This window comes from Streptomyces sp. NPDC003697, assembly GCF_053587115.1.
In genome coordinates this window covers 1-15078 of sequence record NZ_JBSFNN010000117.1, presented here as the reverse complement: position 1 = coordinate 15078, position 15078 = coordinate 1, and the positions used below count along the sequence as shown (strand labels likewise).

Annotated in this window: 12 protein-coding genes and 2 pseudogenes; 4 read left to right on the top strand and 10 right to left on the bottom strand. The window is 73.2% G+C overall.

Annotated elements, in window-relative coordinates:
• From ACWDNY_RS29255 to snpA, 3 genes are all read right to left on the bottom strand, one after another.
• Positions 1-777 (bottom strand): peroxidase family protein (locus ACWDNY_RS29255; protein ID WP_451648821.1); only part of this gene is annotated, 777 nt, incomplete at its 3' end.
• A gap of 32 nt (positions 778-809) precedes the next feature.
• The gene (locus ACWDNY_RS29250) at positions 810-1244 is read right to left on the bottom strand and encodes a Fur family transcriptional regulator (protein WP_451648820.1); all 435 of its coding nucleotides are present in this window, start codon (positions 1242-1244) and stop codon (positions 810-812) included.
• 451 nt (positions 1245-1695) lie between these two features.
• Entirely contained in the window at positions 1696-2388 is a 693-nt protein-coding gene (gene snpA / locus ACWDNY_RS29245) for a snapalysin (protein ID WP_451648819.1), read from the bottom strand.
• A gap of 186 nt (positions 2389-2574) precedes the next feature.
• Here snpA and ACWDNY_RS29240 point away from each other — a divergent pair, with 186 nt between their 5' ends.
• Complete coding sequence (locus ACWDNY_RS29240; RefSeq protein WP_451648818.1) at positions 2575-3651, top strand: LysR family transcriptional regulator; 1077 nt, start codon at positions 2575-2577, stop codon at positions 3649-3651.
• Positions 3652-3918: 267 nt separating this feature from the next.
• Here ACWDNY_RS29240 and ACWDNY_RS29235 read toward each other — a convergent pair whose 3' ends face one another.
• Positions 3919-4404 carry a cell envelope biogenesis protein OmpA gene (locus tag ACWDNY_RS29235; protein WP_451648817.1) on the bottom strand — a complete coding sequence of 162 codons (486 nt, stop codon included), beginning with the start codon at positions 4402-4404 and terminating at the stop codon, positions 3919-3921.
• 566 nt (positions 4405-4970) lie between these two features.
• Positions 4971-5513, bottom strand: coding sequence for a DUF1360 domain-containing protein (locus ACWDNY_RS29230; protein WP_451648816.1), 543 nt, complete (start codon positions 5511-5513; stop codon positions 4971-4973).
• Between the two features lie 1158 nt (positions 5514-6671).
• Between ACWDNY_RS29230 and ACWDNY_RS29225 the strand changes: the two genes are divergently transcribed.
• Together ACWDNY_RS29225 and ACWDNY_RS29220 are read left to right on the top strand one after the other, a co-directional pair.
• Positions 6672-7256 carry a sigma-70 family RNA polymerase sigma factor gene (locus ACWDNY_RS29225; RefSeq protein WP_451648815.1) on the top strand — a complete coding sequence of 195 codons (585 nt, stop codon included), beginning with the start codon at positions 6672-6674 and terminating at the stop codon, positions 7254-7256.
• Complete coding sequence (locus tag ACWDNY_RS29220) at positions 7253-8002, top strand: anti-sigma factor (protein WP_451648814.1); 750 nt, start codon at positions 7253-7255, stop codon at positions 8000-8002. Before ACWDNY_RS29225 ends, ACWDNY_RS29220 begins: the two co-directional genes overlap by 4 nt.
• A gap of 33 nt (positions 8003-8035) precedes the next feature.
• Here the strand turns inward: ACWDNY_RS29220 and ACWDNY_RS29215 are convergent.
• The 4 genes and pseudogenes from ACWDNY_RS29215 to ACWDNY_RS29200 all read right to left on the bottom strand — a co-directional run.
• Positions 8036-8723, bottom strand: a pseudogene (locus ACWDNY_RS29215) (FAD-dependent monooxygenase); the annotation flags it as partial.
• Positions 8724-8835: 112 nt separating this feature from the next.
• A complete protein-coding gene (locus ACWDNY_RS29210; protein ID WP_451648813.1) occupies positions 8836-9498 on the bottom strand; it encodes a fasciclin domain-containing protein in 663 nt (220 codons plus the stop codon).
• A 95-nt stretch (positions 9499-9593) separates the two neighbouring features.
• Positions 9594-11213 (bottom strand): molybdopterin-dependent oxidoreductase, encoded by a 1620-nt coding sequence (locus tag ACWDNY_RS29205; protein WP_451648812.1) that lies wholly within the window; start codon positions 11211-11213, stop codon positions 9594-9596.
• Between the two features lie 314 nt (positions 11214-11527).
• A pseudogene (locus ACWDNY_RS29200) lies at positions 11528-11710 on the bottom strand (MarR family transcriptional regulator); the annotation flags it as partial.
• A gap of 136 nt (positions 11711-11846) precedes the next feature.
• Between ACWDNY_RS29200 and qcrB the strand changes: the two are divergent.
• Positions 11847-13478, top strand: coding sequence for a cytochrome bc1 complex cytochrome b subunit (gene qcrB, locus ACWDNY_RS29195; protein ID WP_451648822.1), 1632 nt, complete (start codon positions 11847-11849; stop codon positions 13476-13478).
• Positions 13479-13990: 512 nt separating this feature from the next.
• On the opposite strand, the gene ACWDNY_RS29190 is transcribed toward qcrB, so the two are convergent.
• Positions 13991-14773: a hypothetical protein gene (locus tag ACWDNY_RS29190; RefSeq protein ID WP_451648811.1), complete on the bottom strand. Its 783-nt coding sequence runs from the start codon at positions 14771-14773 to the stop codon at positions 13991-13993.
• Positions 14774-15078: the final 305 nt, after the last annotated feature.

The window sequence follows — 15078 nt, the reverse complement described above, 5'->3', positions numbered from 1 at the left end:
GGTGTTCAGCCGTACGGGCACGTCCAGCTGGGGCGCGCCGTAGGGGGACTTGCCGCGCAGCTCGTTCGGGCCCTCGGGGTTGACGTAGATCAGGCCCATCTGGACGGCGCCGAGGGGGTTCTCCAGCTCACGGTCGCCGGAGTAGCGCGCGTCGCCCAGCCAGGTGGTCTCGGGACCCCAGTACACGTCCTCCTCGGGCTCCCACACGTCCTCGCGGCCACCGGCGTAACCGAAGGTCTCGAAGCCCATCGTCTCCAGCGCGACGTTGCCGGCCAGGATCATCAGGTCGGCCCAGGAGATGTTCTGGCCGTACTTCTTCTTGACCGGCCACAGCAGCCGGCGCGCCTTGTCGAGGTTGGCGTTGTCCGGCCAGCTGTTGAGGGGGGCGAAGCGCTGCTGGCCGGCGCCGGCGCCGCCGCGGCCGTCGCTGATGCGGTAGGTGCCCGCGCTGTGCCAGGCCATGCGGACGATGAGGGGGCCGTAGTGGCCGAAGTCGGCGGGCCACCAGTCCTGGGAGGTCGTCAGGACCTCGGCGATGTCGCGCTTCACCGCCGGGAGGTCGAGCGAGGTGAACGCCGCCGCGTAGTCGAACTTCTCACCGAGCGGGTTGGCCACGGCGGGGTTCTTGGCGAGGACCTTCAGGTTGAGCCGCTCCGGCCACCACTGGCGGTTACCGCCGCCCTGGGTCGGATGCAGGGCGCGCCCGTGCGCGACCGGGCAGCCGCCCTCCCCCTCCGTCTTCGGGTCGGTGACGATTGCCTCGTGGTTCTCGGACATGCAAATCCTTCCGGACGGGTGGATCACAATGCTCAGGAACTGCGGGTGGAGCAGGCGGGGCACAGGCCCCAGTAGACGACCTCGGCCTCGTCGATCGAGAAGCCGCGGTCGTCGGACGCGGTCAGGCAGGGGGCGTGGCCCACCGCGCAGTCGACGTCGGCGACGGCACCGCACGACCGGCACACGAGGTGGTGGTGGTTGTCCCCGACGCGGCCCTCGTACAGGGCCGGACTGCCGGGTGGTTCGATCCGCCGCACGAGTCCCGCCGCGGTGAGCGCGTGCAGGGCCTCGTAGACGGCCTGCACGGAGATGTGACCCACGCGATCGCGCACCCTCGAGGCGATCGCCTCGACACCGAGGTGGTCACCGCCCCGCACGGTCTCCAGGAGAGCGACGCGGGCGGCCGTCACGCGCAGGCCGACACCACGCAGTTCGTCCGCGGTGGTCGGAGTCCCGGATCCGGTCACCGCGCCAACGTAGCGGCACAAACACGAGTCGTTCAAGGAAATGAACGAATCCGGTTCGGCTCACCCCGCGACCCGTCCGTCGGGCGGCCGGACGGCCGTGCCGGTGCCGGCGGAGACGTGGCGCGGTCACCGCCTTCCGCACCGGCGGGACGACAGAGGCCTGAGGGTGGAAGGGGCCGGCAGCGGGAGGGGCGGAGGCCGTGGGTGGGCCCCGGGGCTCAGGGGCCGGGGGTGGCGGGTCGTTCGGTGACGCGAAGTCAGCGCTTCGCGCGCGGTGGGACGTGGCAGGACGGCCCCGCGTCCCGCCCCCGGGAACGCCACAGGCCGCCCCGGCGGACAGGGCGGCCCATGACGGTGGGGGCGGAGGGGAAGGACCGGCGTTCACCGGTGCGGACCGCGGGCCGGCGCCCACGGTCCGCACCGGCTTCCGGACGGCGTGCCGCCCGGGAGGTCAGCGCACCGCGTTCACCTTCTGCAGGGCCTTGGCGAGGCCGTTGGCCCACAGCTGGTCGACGCGGGACCGCTCGGCGGAGTTCGGGTAGCGGTTGGTGCAGGACGTGCCGGGGCCGCCGCCCGACATCAGCTCGCTGCACGGACCGCTGTAGTGGTCCGGCAGGCCCAGCACGTGCCCGGTCTCGTGGGCGGTGACGCGGATCGAGTCGTACTGACGGTTCTGCGCGTAGTCGAGGAAGATGTAGCCGCTGCCGTGGCCGTTGGTGGAGGCGTAGGAGCCGCGCGAGTCGTTGCCCTCGTAGTAGGAGAAGTCGGCGCTGCCCGAGGTCGCCGCGAGCTTGACGTTCGACACGGAGCTGTTCCAGATCGAGGCGGCGCTCGATATCTGGGAGCGGAACGTCGGCGCCTGGGAGGCGTTGTAGTAGACGGTCACCGCCGCCGCCAGGCTCGGGTTCGCCGCCCGCTTCTTCGCGACCGACGCGAGCACGGCGTCGAAGAACGCCTTGTTGTTGGCGGCTTCCTCGGCGGAGCCGGTGTACCGCGCGACGGCGGCCGGAGCGGAGCCGGCCGTCTGGGCGCTCGCCGGGACCGCCGTGCCCAGCGCGGCGGAGGCCAGACCGAGGCCGAGGGCCAGCGCCAGCAGTCTCCTGGAGGTCTTCGCGGAGCTGGAGGTCGTGGGGGACGACGTCATGGGGGGACTCCTACTCGTTCCTGTGGGGTGGTGAACGATTGGCTGGTGAGGAGTCTCAGGCACACCGACAGGCCTGCGGATGATGGCAACTGGGGATAGCGCGGAGCTATCAGCAGCCGACTCGTATGGTTCCGTTGGGATTTGAACATCTGGCGCGGCATCCCGTGCCGCGCCTACGCTCCCCCCATGGAGCTCGAGGTGAGGCACCTGCGCGTTCTCTGCGTCATCGCGGACACCGGCAGCCTGCACAGGGCGGCGCGGGAACTGGGCCTGGCGCAGCCCTCGTTGAGCACCCAGTTGCGTCGCATCGAGCACGCGCTGGGCGGCCAGCTCTTCACCCGCGCGCATACGGGCTGCCGTCCCACACCACTGGGGCACGCGGTGCTGAGCCGCGCCAGACCGCTGGTCGCCGAGTTCGCCGCCTTCGTCACCGCGACGAGGACGGCCGCGGCCCGCGCGGCCGGCGGCCCCCGGCTGCGCATCGGTGCCACCGCGAGCCGGGCCCTGCCGGGCTGGCTGCGCCGGTTGCGGGCCCGGGTGCCCGCGACCGAACCCACGCTCCAGATGGACGTGTCCGCGAACTCCCTGCTGCGCATGGTCGCCGCGGGCGGGCTCGACCTCGCCTTCGTGCACGAGGTCGACGGCAGTCCGCTGCGGATCCCGCCCGGGCTCTGCCTGCGCGTGCTGGTGGAGCGTGAGCCGCAGTTCGTCTCCCTCGCCGCCGACCACCCCGCGGCCGCGCGGCGCGAGGTGCGGCTCGCCGACCTCGCCGACGACCGCTGGATGGTCGACTCCACGGTGGACGGCGAGTGGGACGGGCTGTGCAGGGTGCTGCGCGAGGCGGGGCTGGAACCCGACATGCTCCACGGCGACTACCTCACCGCCTACTCCCTGGCCGCCATCGGGGAGGTGGTGACCGTCAGTCAGCCCACCGCGCGGCCGCGCTCCGACCTGGCGATCCGGCCTCTACAGGGTGACCCTATAGGGGTGCGGCTGCTGCTCGCGGCCCGCACCGAAGCCGAACTCGACGCTGTATTTCCGGAGTTGGAGGACGCCTACTGGGAGGCGGCCTGTCAGGCGCCCGCGTACCGGGAGTGGCTGGAGCGGTCGGGCGCGCCGGAGGCCTTCCGGGTGTCGGGCGTACGCGGGGGGCTCGTCGCGGACGAGGGAGCCCGGGCGGCGGTGCACGGCGGACGCCTGCCGGTGCGGGTGGAGCCGCGTGCCGGCGTACCGGCGCAGACGCACCGCATGGCGCGGGCCTGACACCGCCGCATGGGGCGTGTCTGACACAGCCGCACGGCGCCCGGGCCTGGCGGCCGTCCCGGCGGCGGCCGGTACCGGCCTCCGGCTGCGTCTCGTCACGGGCGCATCGTCACCGCCGGCACCACCCGGCGACGTCCCGCGGCCTCGGTGGGCGTGCCGGGCCCCGCGTCTGCGGCTTGATCCGCCGGACGGCCCCCGGCGCGGCACGGCGGTACCGGGGCCAGGACGACCAACCGGTTCACGCCCGCAGCGGCCGGGTGCCCCCGGCTACGCCGCGCGCGCCCATTCCCGCGCCGTGCGTTCGGGCGCGGCCGGAGTGCGTGCGGGCAGCACCCGGTAGATCGTCTTCGACGGGTCGACAATGGGTTCCCCGAGGGTGACCCGGCCGCTCGTCTGCAGCTTGTCGCACTCGTCGGTCGACAGGGCGACGTAGCAACCGCCCCTGCCCGTCGCGGAGTCGAACGGCTGCCAGTAGCCGTACCGGCGGCGCCCGTTGGCGTGCACGGTGACGAACACGGGGGTGCGCGGATCGGAGATGACGCGCAGCAGGTCGGCGCCGGCCGGGCTGACTTCGGGGCGGGTGCGGGGATCTGACAGGAACATGGCCGGACCCGTGAGACCGGAGCCCCGAGGACCGCGGTGCCGGTGGCTGGTGCGTTCCGGGGCAGCGGCCGTTCCGAGCCCCTCGTTCTTCCGGCGGGGCGCGGTCAGAAGGACGTCGAGGAGCTGCTGCTCGTCGGGCGTGGGCGGCATGAGCGGTGGCCTTCCGGGGCGAGGACTCGAGACCGCCTACCCCGTTCGGGGCCGGTGTTGATCTCTCTCCTCGGTATTGTTCACCACACCACTGACAATGAGGAGTCGTTTTCCGGCGGGGCGCGGCACCACGGCATGATTTCGGCCAGTCCCGCGGGAGGGAAACGCCCTGGCAGGACGGTGTTCAGGGACCTTCAGAAGCCCGGTGCACGGGTGAGTGGGAGCACGGCTGCCGCCCCCTTGCCGCGAGGTGACCGGCCGCCGGGGATTCATCCGCCCGTTCGTCACCATCGCCGGGGCGGCGAGGACGTCACCCGCAACTCGGCAAGATCACTGCGCTCGAAGAACATGTCGACGCCTCCTCCGCTCCGGCCCGCCGAACAGCGAGTCGCCCCTCCCGCCGGGCGTCGGCATCCCCGCCCCCCGCTGTGCCGGACGGACAGGCGGCGGCCGCGCCGCGCCGGATCTGCTCGGCCCAGGGAGCCGACGCCGGCGCCGGTGGGCCACGGCGCACCGGAGCGGCGATACGCCGTGGCCTGAGACCTGACGGTTCCGCGGCGGTGCGGTCAGTCGCCGGTCGTCCTGTCCACCAGCGCGCTGTACGCCAGTTGCAGCGTGTCCGCCCCGGCCAGGGCGGCGAGCGCTCCCATGGCGGTGCGCGTCGCACGCGGCCAGAGCAACTGGCCGGCGGTCAGGGTCGAGGCCACCCAGACGCTCATGCAGAACGGGCAGGTGACCAGCTCGCCGACGGCTTCCTGGCCGCCCTCGGACTGCCCCTCCTCATGCAGTTCCGCCGGGCCCTGCGGACCGACGTACCGCGTGAAGGGGGCGCGCAGCGGGCTGGTCACCGACGACTTGGTGAGCAGCCGGCTGAGCCGGAACGTGGCCACCGCCGTCAGCACCACGTCCCACGGCTCGGGCCGCTCCGGCAGGGGGCGCCCGCGGAGTCGTACCACCGTGGCCCAGGCCGCCGTGTACGCCGTGAATCCGGTCAACGCCGCGAGATAGCCGCCCAGTGGCCGTTCGTGCCCTGCGGAGTAGCCCCGCTCCGTGCGTCGCAGAACCCGCTGCAGACGCCGTGCGAGGCGGTTGTCAGTGGCTGTGCTCATTGAACCTGACCTGTTCCTGTCCCGGCCGGTGAACGGCCCGTTCCCCGATCGCCGTCCGCTTGATGTTCCCCATCCGGTGGGCGCGGCCGCACCCGCTCCGGGAGCACCTGGCGCGGCCGGTGCCGGAATCCCGGGGTGGGCGGCCGCAGTCCCCGGGAAGTGGCTGTCTGGCGTGGTGCTCATGGTCGGGCGGGTCCCCGCCTGCGGGGGCGGCAAACGGAGCGGCACGTCGGCATGCGACGACCCCGCCCCGCCGACAGCCGTGCAACCGCAGCGGCCCGCCGCCCCCAGAACGACCTCAGGCGCGCCCGCGCCCGGAGACCAGCCGCGCCTGGCGCCGGCCGCGCGCGGTTCGTCGTCCGTGACGTCCGGGGGGCTCCGGCCGGTGCGCCGTCCGTGGGTCCTTGGGAGCAGTCGCGTGATCCGCCGTGGGGCCTGAACCGCTGCCGTGCCCGCTCCCCCGGGCCGTCCGTTCGGGTACGGAAGCCGTGGTCGTCCTCGTCTCCGCACGGGGAACGGACGACGGATCCCGTCGCCCGCCGGCTGTGACCGACCCCCGGCCGTGGGGCGAGCGAGCGTCCGGCGGAGGCGGGCCCGGCGGTGAGACGACTGCGGGCGGGTGTGAGCGGCAGGCGAAGGGCCGACAGCACGGCGCGGCAGAGCGACCCCGGGCACCTCCGGGTGCGGGAGACCGACCTGCCGGGCGCGCCCCCTGTCCGACCGGCGCGGCGCTGGGGGCGGGTGCCGCCCGAACTCACCCGATTCGGCCTGTCGGGGGGGCAGCCGCCTACGGGACGGAGGTCGGGACCTGCAACCTGTTCCTCGTGCTCGGCCTGGGGACGGCCACCAGTGCGCGGATCTCCGCCAGGCTCTCGCCGGCGCCCTGGGCCCGCCCGAGGTGCGGGTCCCCCTCCGTCCGTACGCCACCGAGAGCGCGGCTCTGCCGGTGTACCCCCGGACGCCCCGGCGGACGCTCTCCGGACCGCGCCCGCCAAGTACGGTGGCCCCGGCCGCACCACCGCTCCCCCGAGTCCACGGCCAGGAGCGGACGACGAGCCGTACTCCCTGACGGGCGTTCCGCGGTATGACCAATCCGCGGGCCGGGCGGCTCCGGATTACGCGGGGATGTTCCCGCTCGTCAACCCGGGGAGAGCCGCTGTGAAGGAAGCCGTCTACATCGGCAGACATCCGTCCTCCGAGCCTGACCTGCAACAGCTGGTGCGCGAGGTGGCCCTGGGAGATCAGGAGGCCTTCGCCGCGGTCTACGACGCGGTGGCCGGCCCCGTACTCGGAGCCGTGCGGGCGGTGTTGCGCGACCATGCGCAGTCGGAGGAGGTCGCGCAGGACGTGCTCGTCGAGGTGTGGCGCACCGCCCCGAGGTACCGGCCCGAGCGCGGTACGGCCCTCAACTGGATCCTGACGCTGGCCCATCGGCGCGCGGTGGACCGGGTGCGGTCGGTGGAGGCCGCCGCCGCCCGCGACACCCGGGCCGCGCTGCTGGCGAGGACGCCCGAGTACGACCAGGTGACCGAGCAGGTGGAGACCCGGCTGGAGCAGGAACAGGTACGGCGCTGTCTGCGGACCTTGACCGGCCTGCAGCGCCAGTCGGTCACGCTCGCGTACTACCGCGGCCTGACCTACCGTCAGGTCGCCGAGGCCCTCGCGCTGCCGCTGGGCACGGTCAAGACCCGGTTGCGCGACGGTCTCATCCGGCTTCGCGACTGCCTGGGGGTGACGGCATGACGACGGCCGATCCGCACACGCTGACGGGTGCCTACGCGCTGCACGCGCTCCCCGACGACGAGCGTGCCCACTTCGAGCGTCATCTGGCCGGCTGCGAGTCCTGCGCGCAGGAGGTCGCGGAGTTCACGGCGACTGCCGCCCGGCTGGCCTCGGCCTCCTGTGTGCCTGTCCGTCCGGCGCTGCGCGAGCAGGTGCTGCACCGCATCGCCACCGTGCGGCAGGTGTCCCCCGGCGCCGCGGCCGTGCGGCAGGTCCGGCGGGGCGTGCCGGGCGGCCGCCGGCTGACCCGGTGGATGCCGGCCGCGTGTCTGGCCGTCGCCGCGGCCTTCGGGGGGACGGCGGTATGGCAGTACGAACGCGCTGTGCACGCCCGGGAGCAGGTGGCCCGGGCCGGACGGCACGCCGACGAGGTGGCCGGGGTGCTGACCGCGCCGGACGCGCGGACACGGTCGGCGCGGGTGGGGAGCGGCACGGGCACCCTGGTGGTCTCCGCCGACCGGGACCGGGCCGTCTTCATGGCCTCGGGCATGGCCGCGCCGCCCGAGGGCAGGGTCTACCAGCTGTGGTTCGCCGACGGCGGCCGGGTGCGCTCGGCCGGTCTGCTGAGCCCCGACCGCGCCGACCAGACGGTGTTGCTGCACGGGCGGGTGGACGGTGCCTCCGGCGTCGGGATCACCGTCGAGCCGGCGGGCGGATCGCGGCAGCCGACCACCACGCCCCTCGGCCTGCTGCCCGTGCCGTCCTGAGCGGGGCGGCCCGGGCGCAGGGTCTCGCACGCGTCACGCGGCTCGGCGCGTCCTCGTGAGGGTGTCGCCGCGGACGGCGGAGGTGTCCGCGGCCCAGCAGACGTACCCGTCGAGACGGACGAGCAGGGCACCGGCGCCCAGGTCGTCGGCGCAGGTGGCGCGGACGAGATCGACTCGCGGCGGGAGGCGGAGGCCGGCACTGCGTCGGCCAGGTCGAGCAGGACCGCGTGTCCGGAGACGAACAGCATCGACAGCCGGGTGGGCCGGCTGCGGTGACCAGGTCGGTGTCCGGCACGCGCTGTCCGGTGAGCGGGTGCTTCCCGGACAGCTCGTGGCGCAGGGAGAGGCCGGACATCAGCACCGCGAGGTGGCGGTGGGTGTCGGGCAGGCGCAGGAGGTCGACGAAGGTGCCCCGCAGCGCGGCCAGGTCCTCATCGGGGCTGGGACGGGCCCGGCACCCGCTGCGCCGATGCGTGGTGCGGTACCTCGGCCCCGACCGGATGCCGTTCGGCGTGGTAGCTGTCCAGCAGACCGGCCGGCGCCGGTCCTGGACGGCCGCGGCCGGGTTCCAGCCGAGGTCGAACGCGTCCTGCGTGCCGAGGTTGAGACCCTGGTCGCCCAGCGGCGGATGGATGTGCGCGGCGTCGCCCGCGAACAGCACGCGGCCCACGCGGTACCGCTCCAGCTGCCGAGTGGCGTCGCCGGACCGGGAGGAGTCACGCTGAGGCCCCGGCCCAGGGGCTTCGGCGGGCGCCGCCGCAGATGCGACGCGTGCCGCCTGGTCGCTCCCGCCGAGGCGGGCAGGCGGCACGCGTCGCCGGTCCCGGACCGGGTCAGCGCTTCGGCATCAGGACGGTGTCGATGAGGTAGACGTGGGCGTTGGCGGTCCTGACGTTGCCGCAGACCACCTTGGCGGAGTCGTTGACGGTGTAGGACTCGCCCGAGCCCGAGGTGGAGATGGTCGACTTCTCCAGTGTGGCGAAGGAGCCGTCCGCCAGGTCCTCGGGCGTCAGCTTCCTGCCGACGACGTGGTAGGTGAGGATCCTCGTCAGCTCGGCCTTGTCGTTGAGGACCTTGTCGAGGGTCGCCTTCGGGATCTTGTCGAAGGCGCCGTTGGTGGGTGCGAACACGGTGATGTCCCGGGCGTTGTTGAGAGTGTCGACCAGGCCGGCCTTCTTCACCGCGGTCACGAGGGTGGACAGCACGGGGTTGTTGGAGGCGGCGGTGGCCACCGGGTCCCCGGCCATGCCGTCGAAGGAGCCTGCGCCGCCCTTGGGCACGGCAGAGCAGGCGTCGCCGAACGGCCGGCGCACGGCGGTGGTGCCGCTGCCGGAACGGCTCATGCCGCCGTCGCTCCGGGAGGCGGACGCCTTGCCCGAGGAGTCCGGCTTGCCGGCATCGGTGCCTCCGTCGCCGGAACAGGCGCTCAGGACCAGGGGCAGGACGGCCGCCGCGGCGAGGGCGACGCCGAGACGACGGGTACGGGGGTTCGTCATGGTTCTCCTGTAGACGAGTGCGGCGCGCTGCCGCGGTGATGTGTGTCGTGGGAAAGGCGGTTGGGGGAGGGCGCGTCACAGCCCTTGACGAGTGGTCACTCGACGGTCACCACCACGGAGTGCCGGCCGCTCGCGCCGTCGGGGGCGGTCCGGGTTCGGCGTGCGGTCTGCAGCCGTCCGGCACGGTCGGTGGCGCGCACGGTGAGGGTGTGGCTGCCTTCGACGGCCTGCCAGGGCCAGGACCACTGCCGCCAGGTGTCGCGGGTGTCCTCGGCGGCCAGGTGGGCCTCCTGCCAGGGGCCGTCGTCGACGCGGACCTCGACCTTGTCGATGCCCACGTGCTGGGCCCAGGCGACTCCGGCGACCATCACGGTGCCCGCCCTCGGCCGGGCGAAGGGCCTAGGAGTGTCGATGCGGGACTGGGTCCTGACGGGCGCCCGGCGGGCCCAGCCCCGCTTGACCCAGTAGGGGTCGTAGGCCTCGAAGGTGGTGAGTTCGAGGTCCTGGACCCACTTGCAGGCGGAGACGTACCCGTACAGGCCGGGCACCACCATCCGCACCGGGAACCCGTGTGCGAAGGGCAGCGGCTCGCCGTTCATACCGAGGGCGAGCATCGCGTCCCGCCCGTCCATCACGTCCTCGACGGGCGTGCCGATGGTCATGCCGTCCACCGAGCGCGCGACCAGCTGATCGGCGGCTCCGCCCCGGGACGGCGGCTTCACCCCGCACTCGGCGAGCAGGCCGGCCAGACGCACCCCGATCCAGCGGGCGTTGCCGACGTACGGGCCGCCCACCTCGTTCGAGACGCAGGTCAGGGTGATGTCCCGCTCGATCAGCTCCCGCCGCAGCAGATCGTCGAAGGAGTAGACACCTGGACGGCGCACGCCCCGCCCGTGGAGGCGCAGCCGCCAGGTGGCCGCGTCGACCCTGGGCACCACCAGGGCGGTGTCGACACGGTAGAAGTCCGTGTTCGACGTGTGGAAGGGGCTGATCCCGGCGACGCGCAGTCCGGTTCCGGCCGGGGTGGCCGCCGCCGGGGAGGCGGGCCGGGGCAGCACCACCCGCCGCCGTGAGGCGACCGCGTCCTCGCCGCTCACGCCGTTCAGCGAGCGGCCGACGGCACCGGCGGCGGTCGATGCCGCCGTGGCGGCGGCCGCCGTGAGGAGGAAGCCCCTGCGGTCGAAGCCCTCGAACACGCCGTCCGGACGCACTGGAGCCCCGGAGTCCGTCGCCCGAGCCCGCCCCGGCACCTGGAGGCGTCCGCTCAGGACGTACAGCAGCAGAGCTCCGGCTGCGGCCCCGAGCAGCGAGGGCCAGGCGTCGCCGAGGCCGGTGGAGTCGGGCCGGCCGGTGGCCGCCACCGCACCGACGACGCCGAGCAGCAGGACGCCGGCGGCTCCCGTCCGCCGAAACCGTGCCGCCAGCGCACCGAGCACCACCGCGAGCAGGGCCAGAACGGCCACGATGCCCACCTGCAGCACCGGCTTGTCGGCGGTCCCGAACCGACGGACCGCCCAGTCCTTGACCGTGGCGGGCGTACGGTCGATCAGCGCACCCCCCACGGCGATGACGGGGCCGGCCTGCGGACGCACTGCCGCCGTGGCCAGTTCGGCGACCGCGAGCGCGGCGAAGCCGGCCACCACACCGCTCAGCGCTCCCAGCGCCGAACGCAGCAGCCCCCGTCGTCCGGCCGGGTCCCTCTCTTCGTCCCTCACGTGGGGAATCCGGTGCCGCGGCCGGGCCGGATGGGTGACATCACCCGATCGGGTGGGGAGGTGTCCCGCACCCGTGCGCCGGGGCCTCCGGCGGCACATCGAGCCGGACAGCTCGTCGGTCACTCCGGCCGACGGGCGTTCAGCCGCATGGCGGCCGCCCCGAGGAGCGGGAGTTCACAGCTCTGCGCTCCCGCGCCCCCGTTCGAGGCGGTACTCCAGCCGACGACGCCCCGAGCCCCGGCCACGGGCCGCGCCGCCCGACGCCGAGGCGGCGCGGCCCGCGCGGGTGCTACCAAGCGGCGAGGGTGACGAGTCTCGGTGGCACCGCGGGTCGACAGCACGAGCAGCATCCGGAACTGCGGCAGAGTGACCCGTTCCCCGGCCGCGGAGAGCGAACGGGCGGAGACCGCGACCAGAAGCCGGGAGGCGGTCAGCACCGCCCCGGTGACGGCGTCGACCTCTTCCATGGTCCCCGTGGGGAACTCCTGTTCCGGCATCTCCCGTCCCTCACTCGGTCGCCGTTCCGGCCGCGCGGGACGAAGGCGCACGTGCGAGGCTCGGAACGCGCGGTGAGCGGTGGCACGCGGGAGGCGGTCGCCGGGACCGGGCGGCAGGAGGGCGAACACCGTGAGGGTGTCTCATGAGGGCGAGGCGGCCCGCCCCGCTGCACGTGGGGAGCGTCTGGCGACCGCGTTCGACAGCCGCCTGCCGGTCTCCTCGGCGGGCAGGGAGTTCGTGCGCAAGGCGTTCCCCGACCACTGGTCGTTCCTGCTGGGTGAGATCGCTCTGTACGGTCTCCTCGTTCTCGTGGTGACGGGTGTCTTCCTGACGTTCTTCTTCCACCCGGGCATGACCGAACAGCCGTACACCGGTTCGTACGTGCCGTTGCGGGGCGTGACGACGTCGGAGGCGTACGCCTCGGTGCTGCACATCAGTTTCGAGGTCCGCGGCGGGCTGCTGATCCGGCAGATCCATCACTGGGGTGCGCTCGTGTTCGTCGCCGCCATCGGCGTGCACCTGCTGCGGATCTTCTTCACCGGCGCCTTCAGGCGGCCCCGTGAGGTCAACTGGACCATCGGCGTCACCTTGTTCCTGCTGGCCCTGCTGGAGGGCTTCTGCGGTTACTCGCTCCCCGACGATCTGCTGTCGGGCACGGGCCTGCGCAAGGCTCAGGGCATCATGCTGTCGATCCCGGTCGTCGGCACGTACGTGTCGTTCCTCGTCTTCGGCGGCCGGTTCCCCGGCCACGAGATCATCCCGCGTCTGTACGCGGCGCACATCCTGCTGCTACCGGGGCTGCTGCTGGCCCTCGTCGTGGCCCACCTGTTCTTCGTCATCCGCCACAAGCACACGCAGTGGGCCGAGCCGGGCCGGACCAACCGCAACGTGATCGGGAAGGCGCTTATCCCGCAGTACGCCGCCAAGTCCACCGGCCTGCTGTTCGCCGTCGCGGGCGTCCTCACCCTGATGGCGGCCCTGGTGCAGGTCAACCCGGTCTGGGTCTTCGGCCCCTACCGGGCCGGCCAGGCGTCCATCGACGCCCAGCCCGACTGGTACGTGGGGTTCCTGGAGGGCGCTCTGCGCCTGATGCCCGGGGCCGAGACCGACTTCGCCGGCCACACCGTCGTCTGGGACGTGTTCCTGCCCGGCGTCGTCCTGCCCACGACCCTGTTCGCCGTCCTGTACGCCTATCCGTACTTCGAGCGGTGGATCACCGGGCCGACGCCCGAGCAGCACCTGTGCGACCGGCCGCGCGACCGGCCCACGCGGACCGCTCTCGGGGTCGCCGCCGTGTCCGCGTACGCCGTGCTGCTCATGGCGGGCGGACAGGATGTCATGGCGTACGTCTTCGGGGTCCGCCTGGAAGTGCTGACATATTCCTTCCGCACCGCCCTGTTCGTGGTGCCGCTCGTGGCCTACCACGCCACGAAGCGGGCGTGCCTGCGGTTGCAGGCGGCCGACCGCCGGCGTCTGTTGGAGGGGCGCGCGGGCGCCGGGGTGCGGCGGACCGCGGACGGCGGCCACCAGGTGGCCAGGACGCTGCTGCCCGCTGCCGAGGCGTACCGCATCCTCGTACGCGACGAGCCACGTCCGCGTGTGGACGGCACGGAGGCAAGGCGCTGGTTCCGCACGCACCGTCTCCGCAACGCCCTGAGCCGGTGGTACTACGGCAGGCGGGTCGAACTGCCCGTCACCGAAGGGCAGCGGCGGCGCATCCAGGCCGTGCGGGCCGCGCCGGGGGCCGGGGAGGCCGACGGCACGTGAGCGAGGAGAGGGTTACATGACGGACGACACCGCCGCGCGAACGGCGGGAGGGGGCGAGGAGGCGGTGCGGGACGGCCTGCTCTCCGGCCCGCGGCCTGCGCGCAGACGGGTCCCGCGCGCCGCGTGGCCGTCCTCGGAGCCGCCCTCGAACTGGGGGCGTTCCGGCTGATGAAGCGGCGTATGGGCCTGGCGGCCGAAACCGTTCGGGTCGGGCAGGGCGCACACGTTGCTGCGCGCGGCCGAGGCACTCACGGCCGGGGGCGCCGTGCCGGCCGCGTACGCGGGCCGGCGAAGCCGGCCGGCCGCCGTGGTGGCGGGTACGGCCCCGCCGGCGGGTTCCGCGGCGCCGCGCTTCGGCGTGTTCCACGCCGGTGTCGCCTCGGCGGAGGACCCCAAGTACACGGGCGTGAGAACGCCGGCCATGTCACCGGACACGGGACCCACCGCCCCCCGCGGCTGCCGGCGGCAGGGCAGCCGTCCGCGCAGCGTCGCGGATCGTTGCGGGCGACGGATCACTCGAGGAGGTCCTCCACCGAGGGATACTTCACTCCTCGGCGGCGGGAGATCCAGTAGGTGCGCTCCCGGGCAACCGGCTCTACGGTGAGGATCTTCCACTGAGGCACCACGGAGTCGGCAGTGAGACGCCACTGGTCCTCCGTCTCGGGGACCGGTTCGATCGGGCAGCCGGTCATCACCAACTCCCATCGGTCGGTGATCCCTTCATCGCGCCGGTCGGTGGCGCTCACGACACCGGCTATTCGATGCGGTAGGGGACGGCCTCGTTCGCGGGCGGCCCAGTTGTCGGCACACTGTCGCAACGTCAGTGTGCCCTGGAGGTGGAAGCGGTAAGGCTCTCTAGCGGGCATCAGGAAGTCCTCGATCGGCTGGCCAGGATGCCATGCCGGGTCCGCCCATTCGGTTACCGGACGGATGTCGCCGCTGATTGATACCTCGACATCCCGCGTTCCCCGGTTGGCGAGGTCAACCGGCAGCATCCAAACGAGAGTTTGCTCCTCGTCGCCGGGCAGGCTCCAGACCGTGTCGCCTGCCAGATGGGAAGTGCTGTCGTTGGCGTCATGCAGCGGGGGCCACGCCGGGGCAAGCACCCTGACGTCCAGGTCCGGTGCCTCTGCGTCCAGCCGCGCCTTGGCTGAATCGATCACGACCGCGTGGGCGCTGGCATTGGCTCGACGCGCGAGTCGAGCTTGCCAGGCGACAAGCCCTGTGGCCACAGCTGCTGCTGCGGCTGACGCCACCGTTCCCGCTGTCTCGGCTACATCCCACGCTTCCACCACTGCTGTTCCTCCCCGTCGTCCGATGCACCCCTGATTGTGGCAAGGAAGGAGGTGGTGACGGCGCCTGGCCTTCGGCAGGCCGCGCCTCGGTCGTGGGACAGCGCCGCAGACAGTGACAGCATGCGGGGCGACTTCCCCACGTGATCACCGAGTGTGTTCGCTGAGCAGTGGGACCTGGAACTCGACGACCCTTCGTGACCCGGCCCAGAAGCTAGTGCCGCGGCAGGCAACGTTTGCCCGTCAAGGAGTGGCGTCCGGTGCGTGCTCTCGGCGTGCCGGCCGGACGCCCTCGTACTGGATGTACT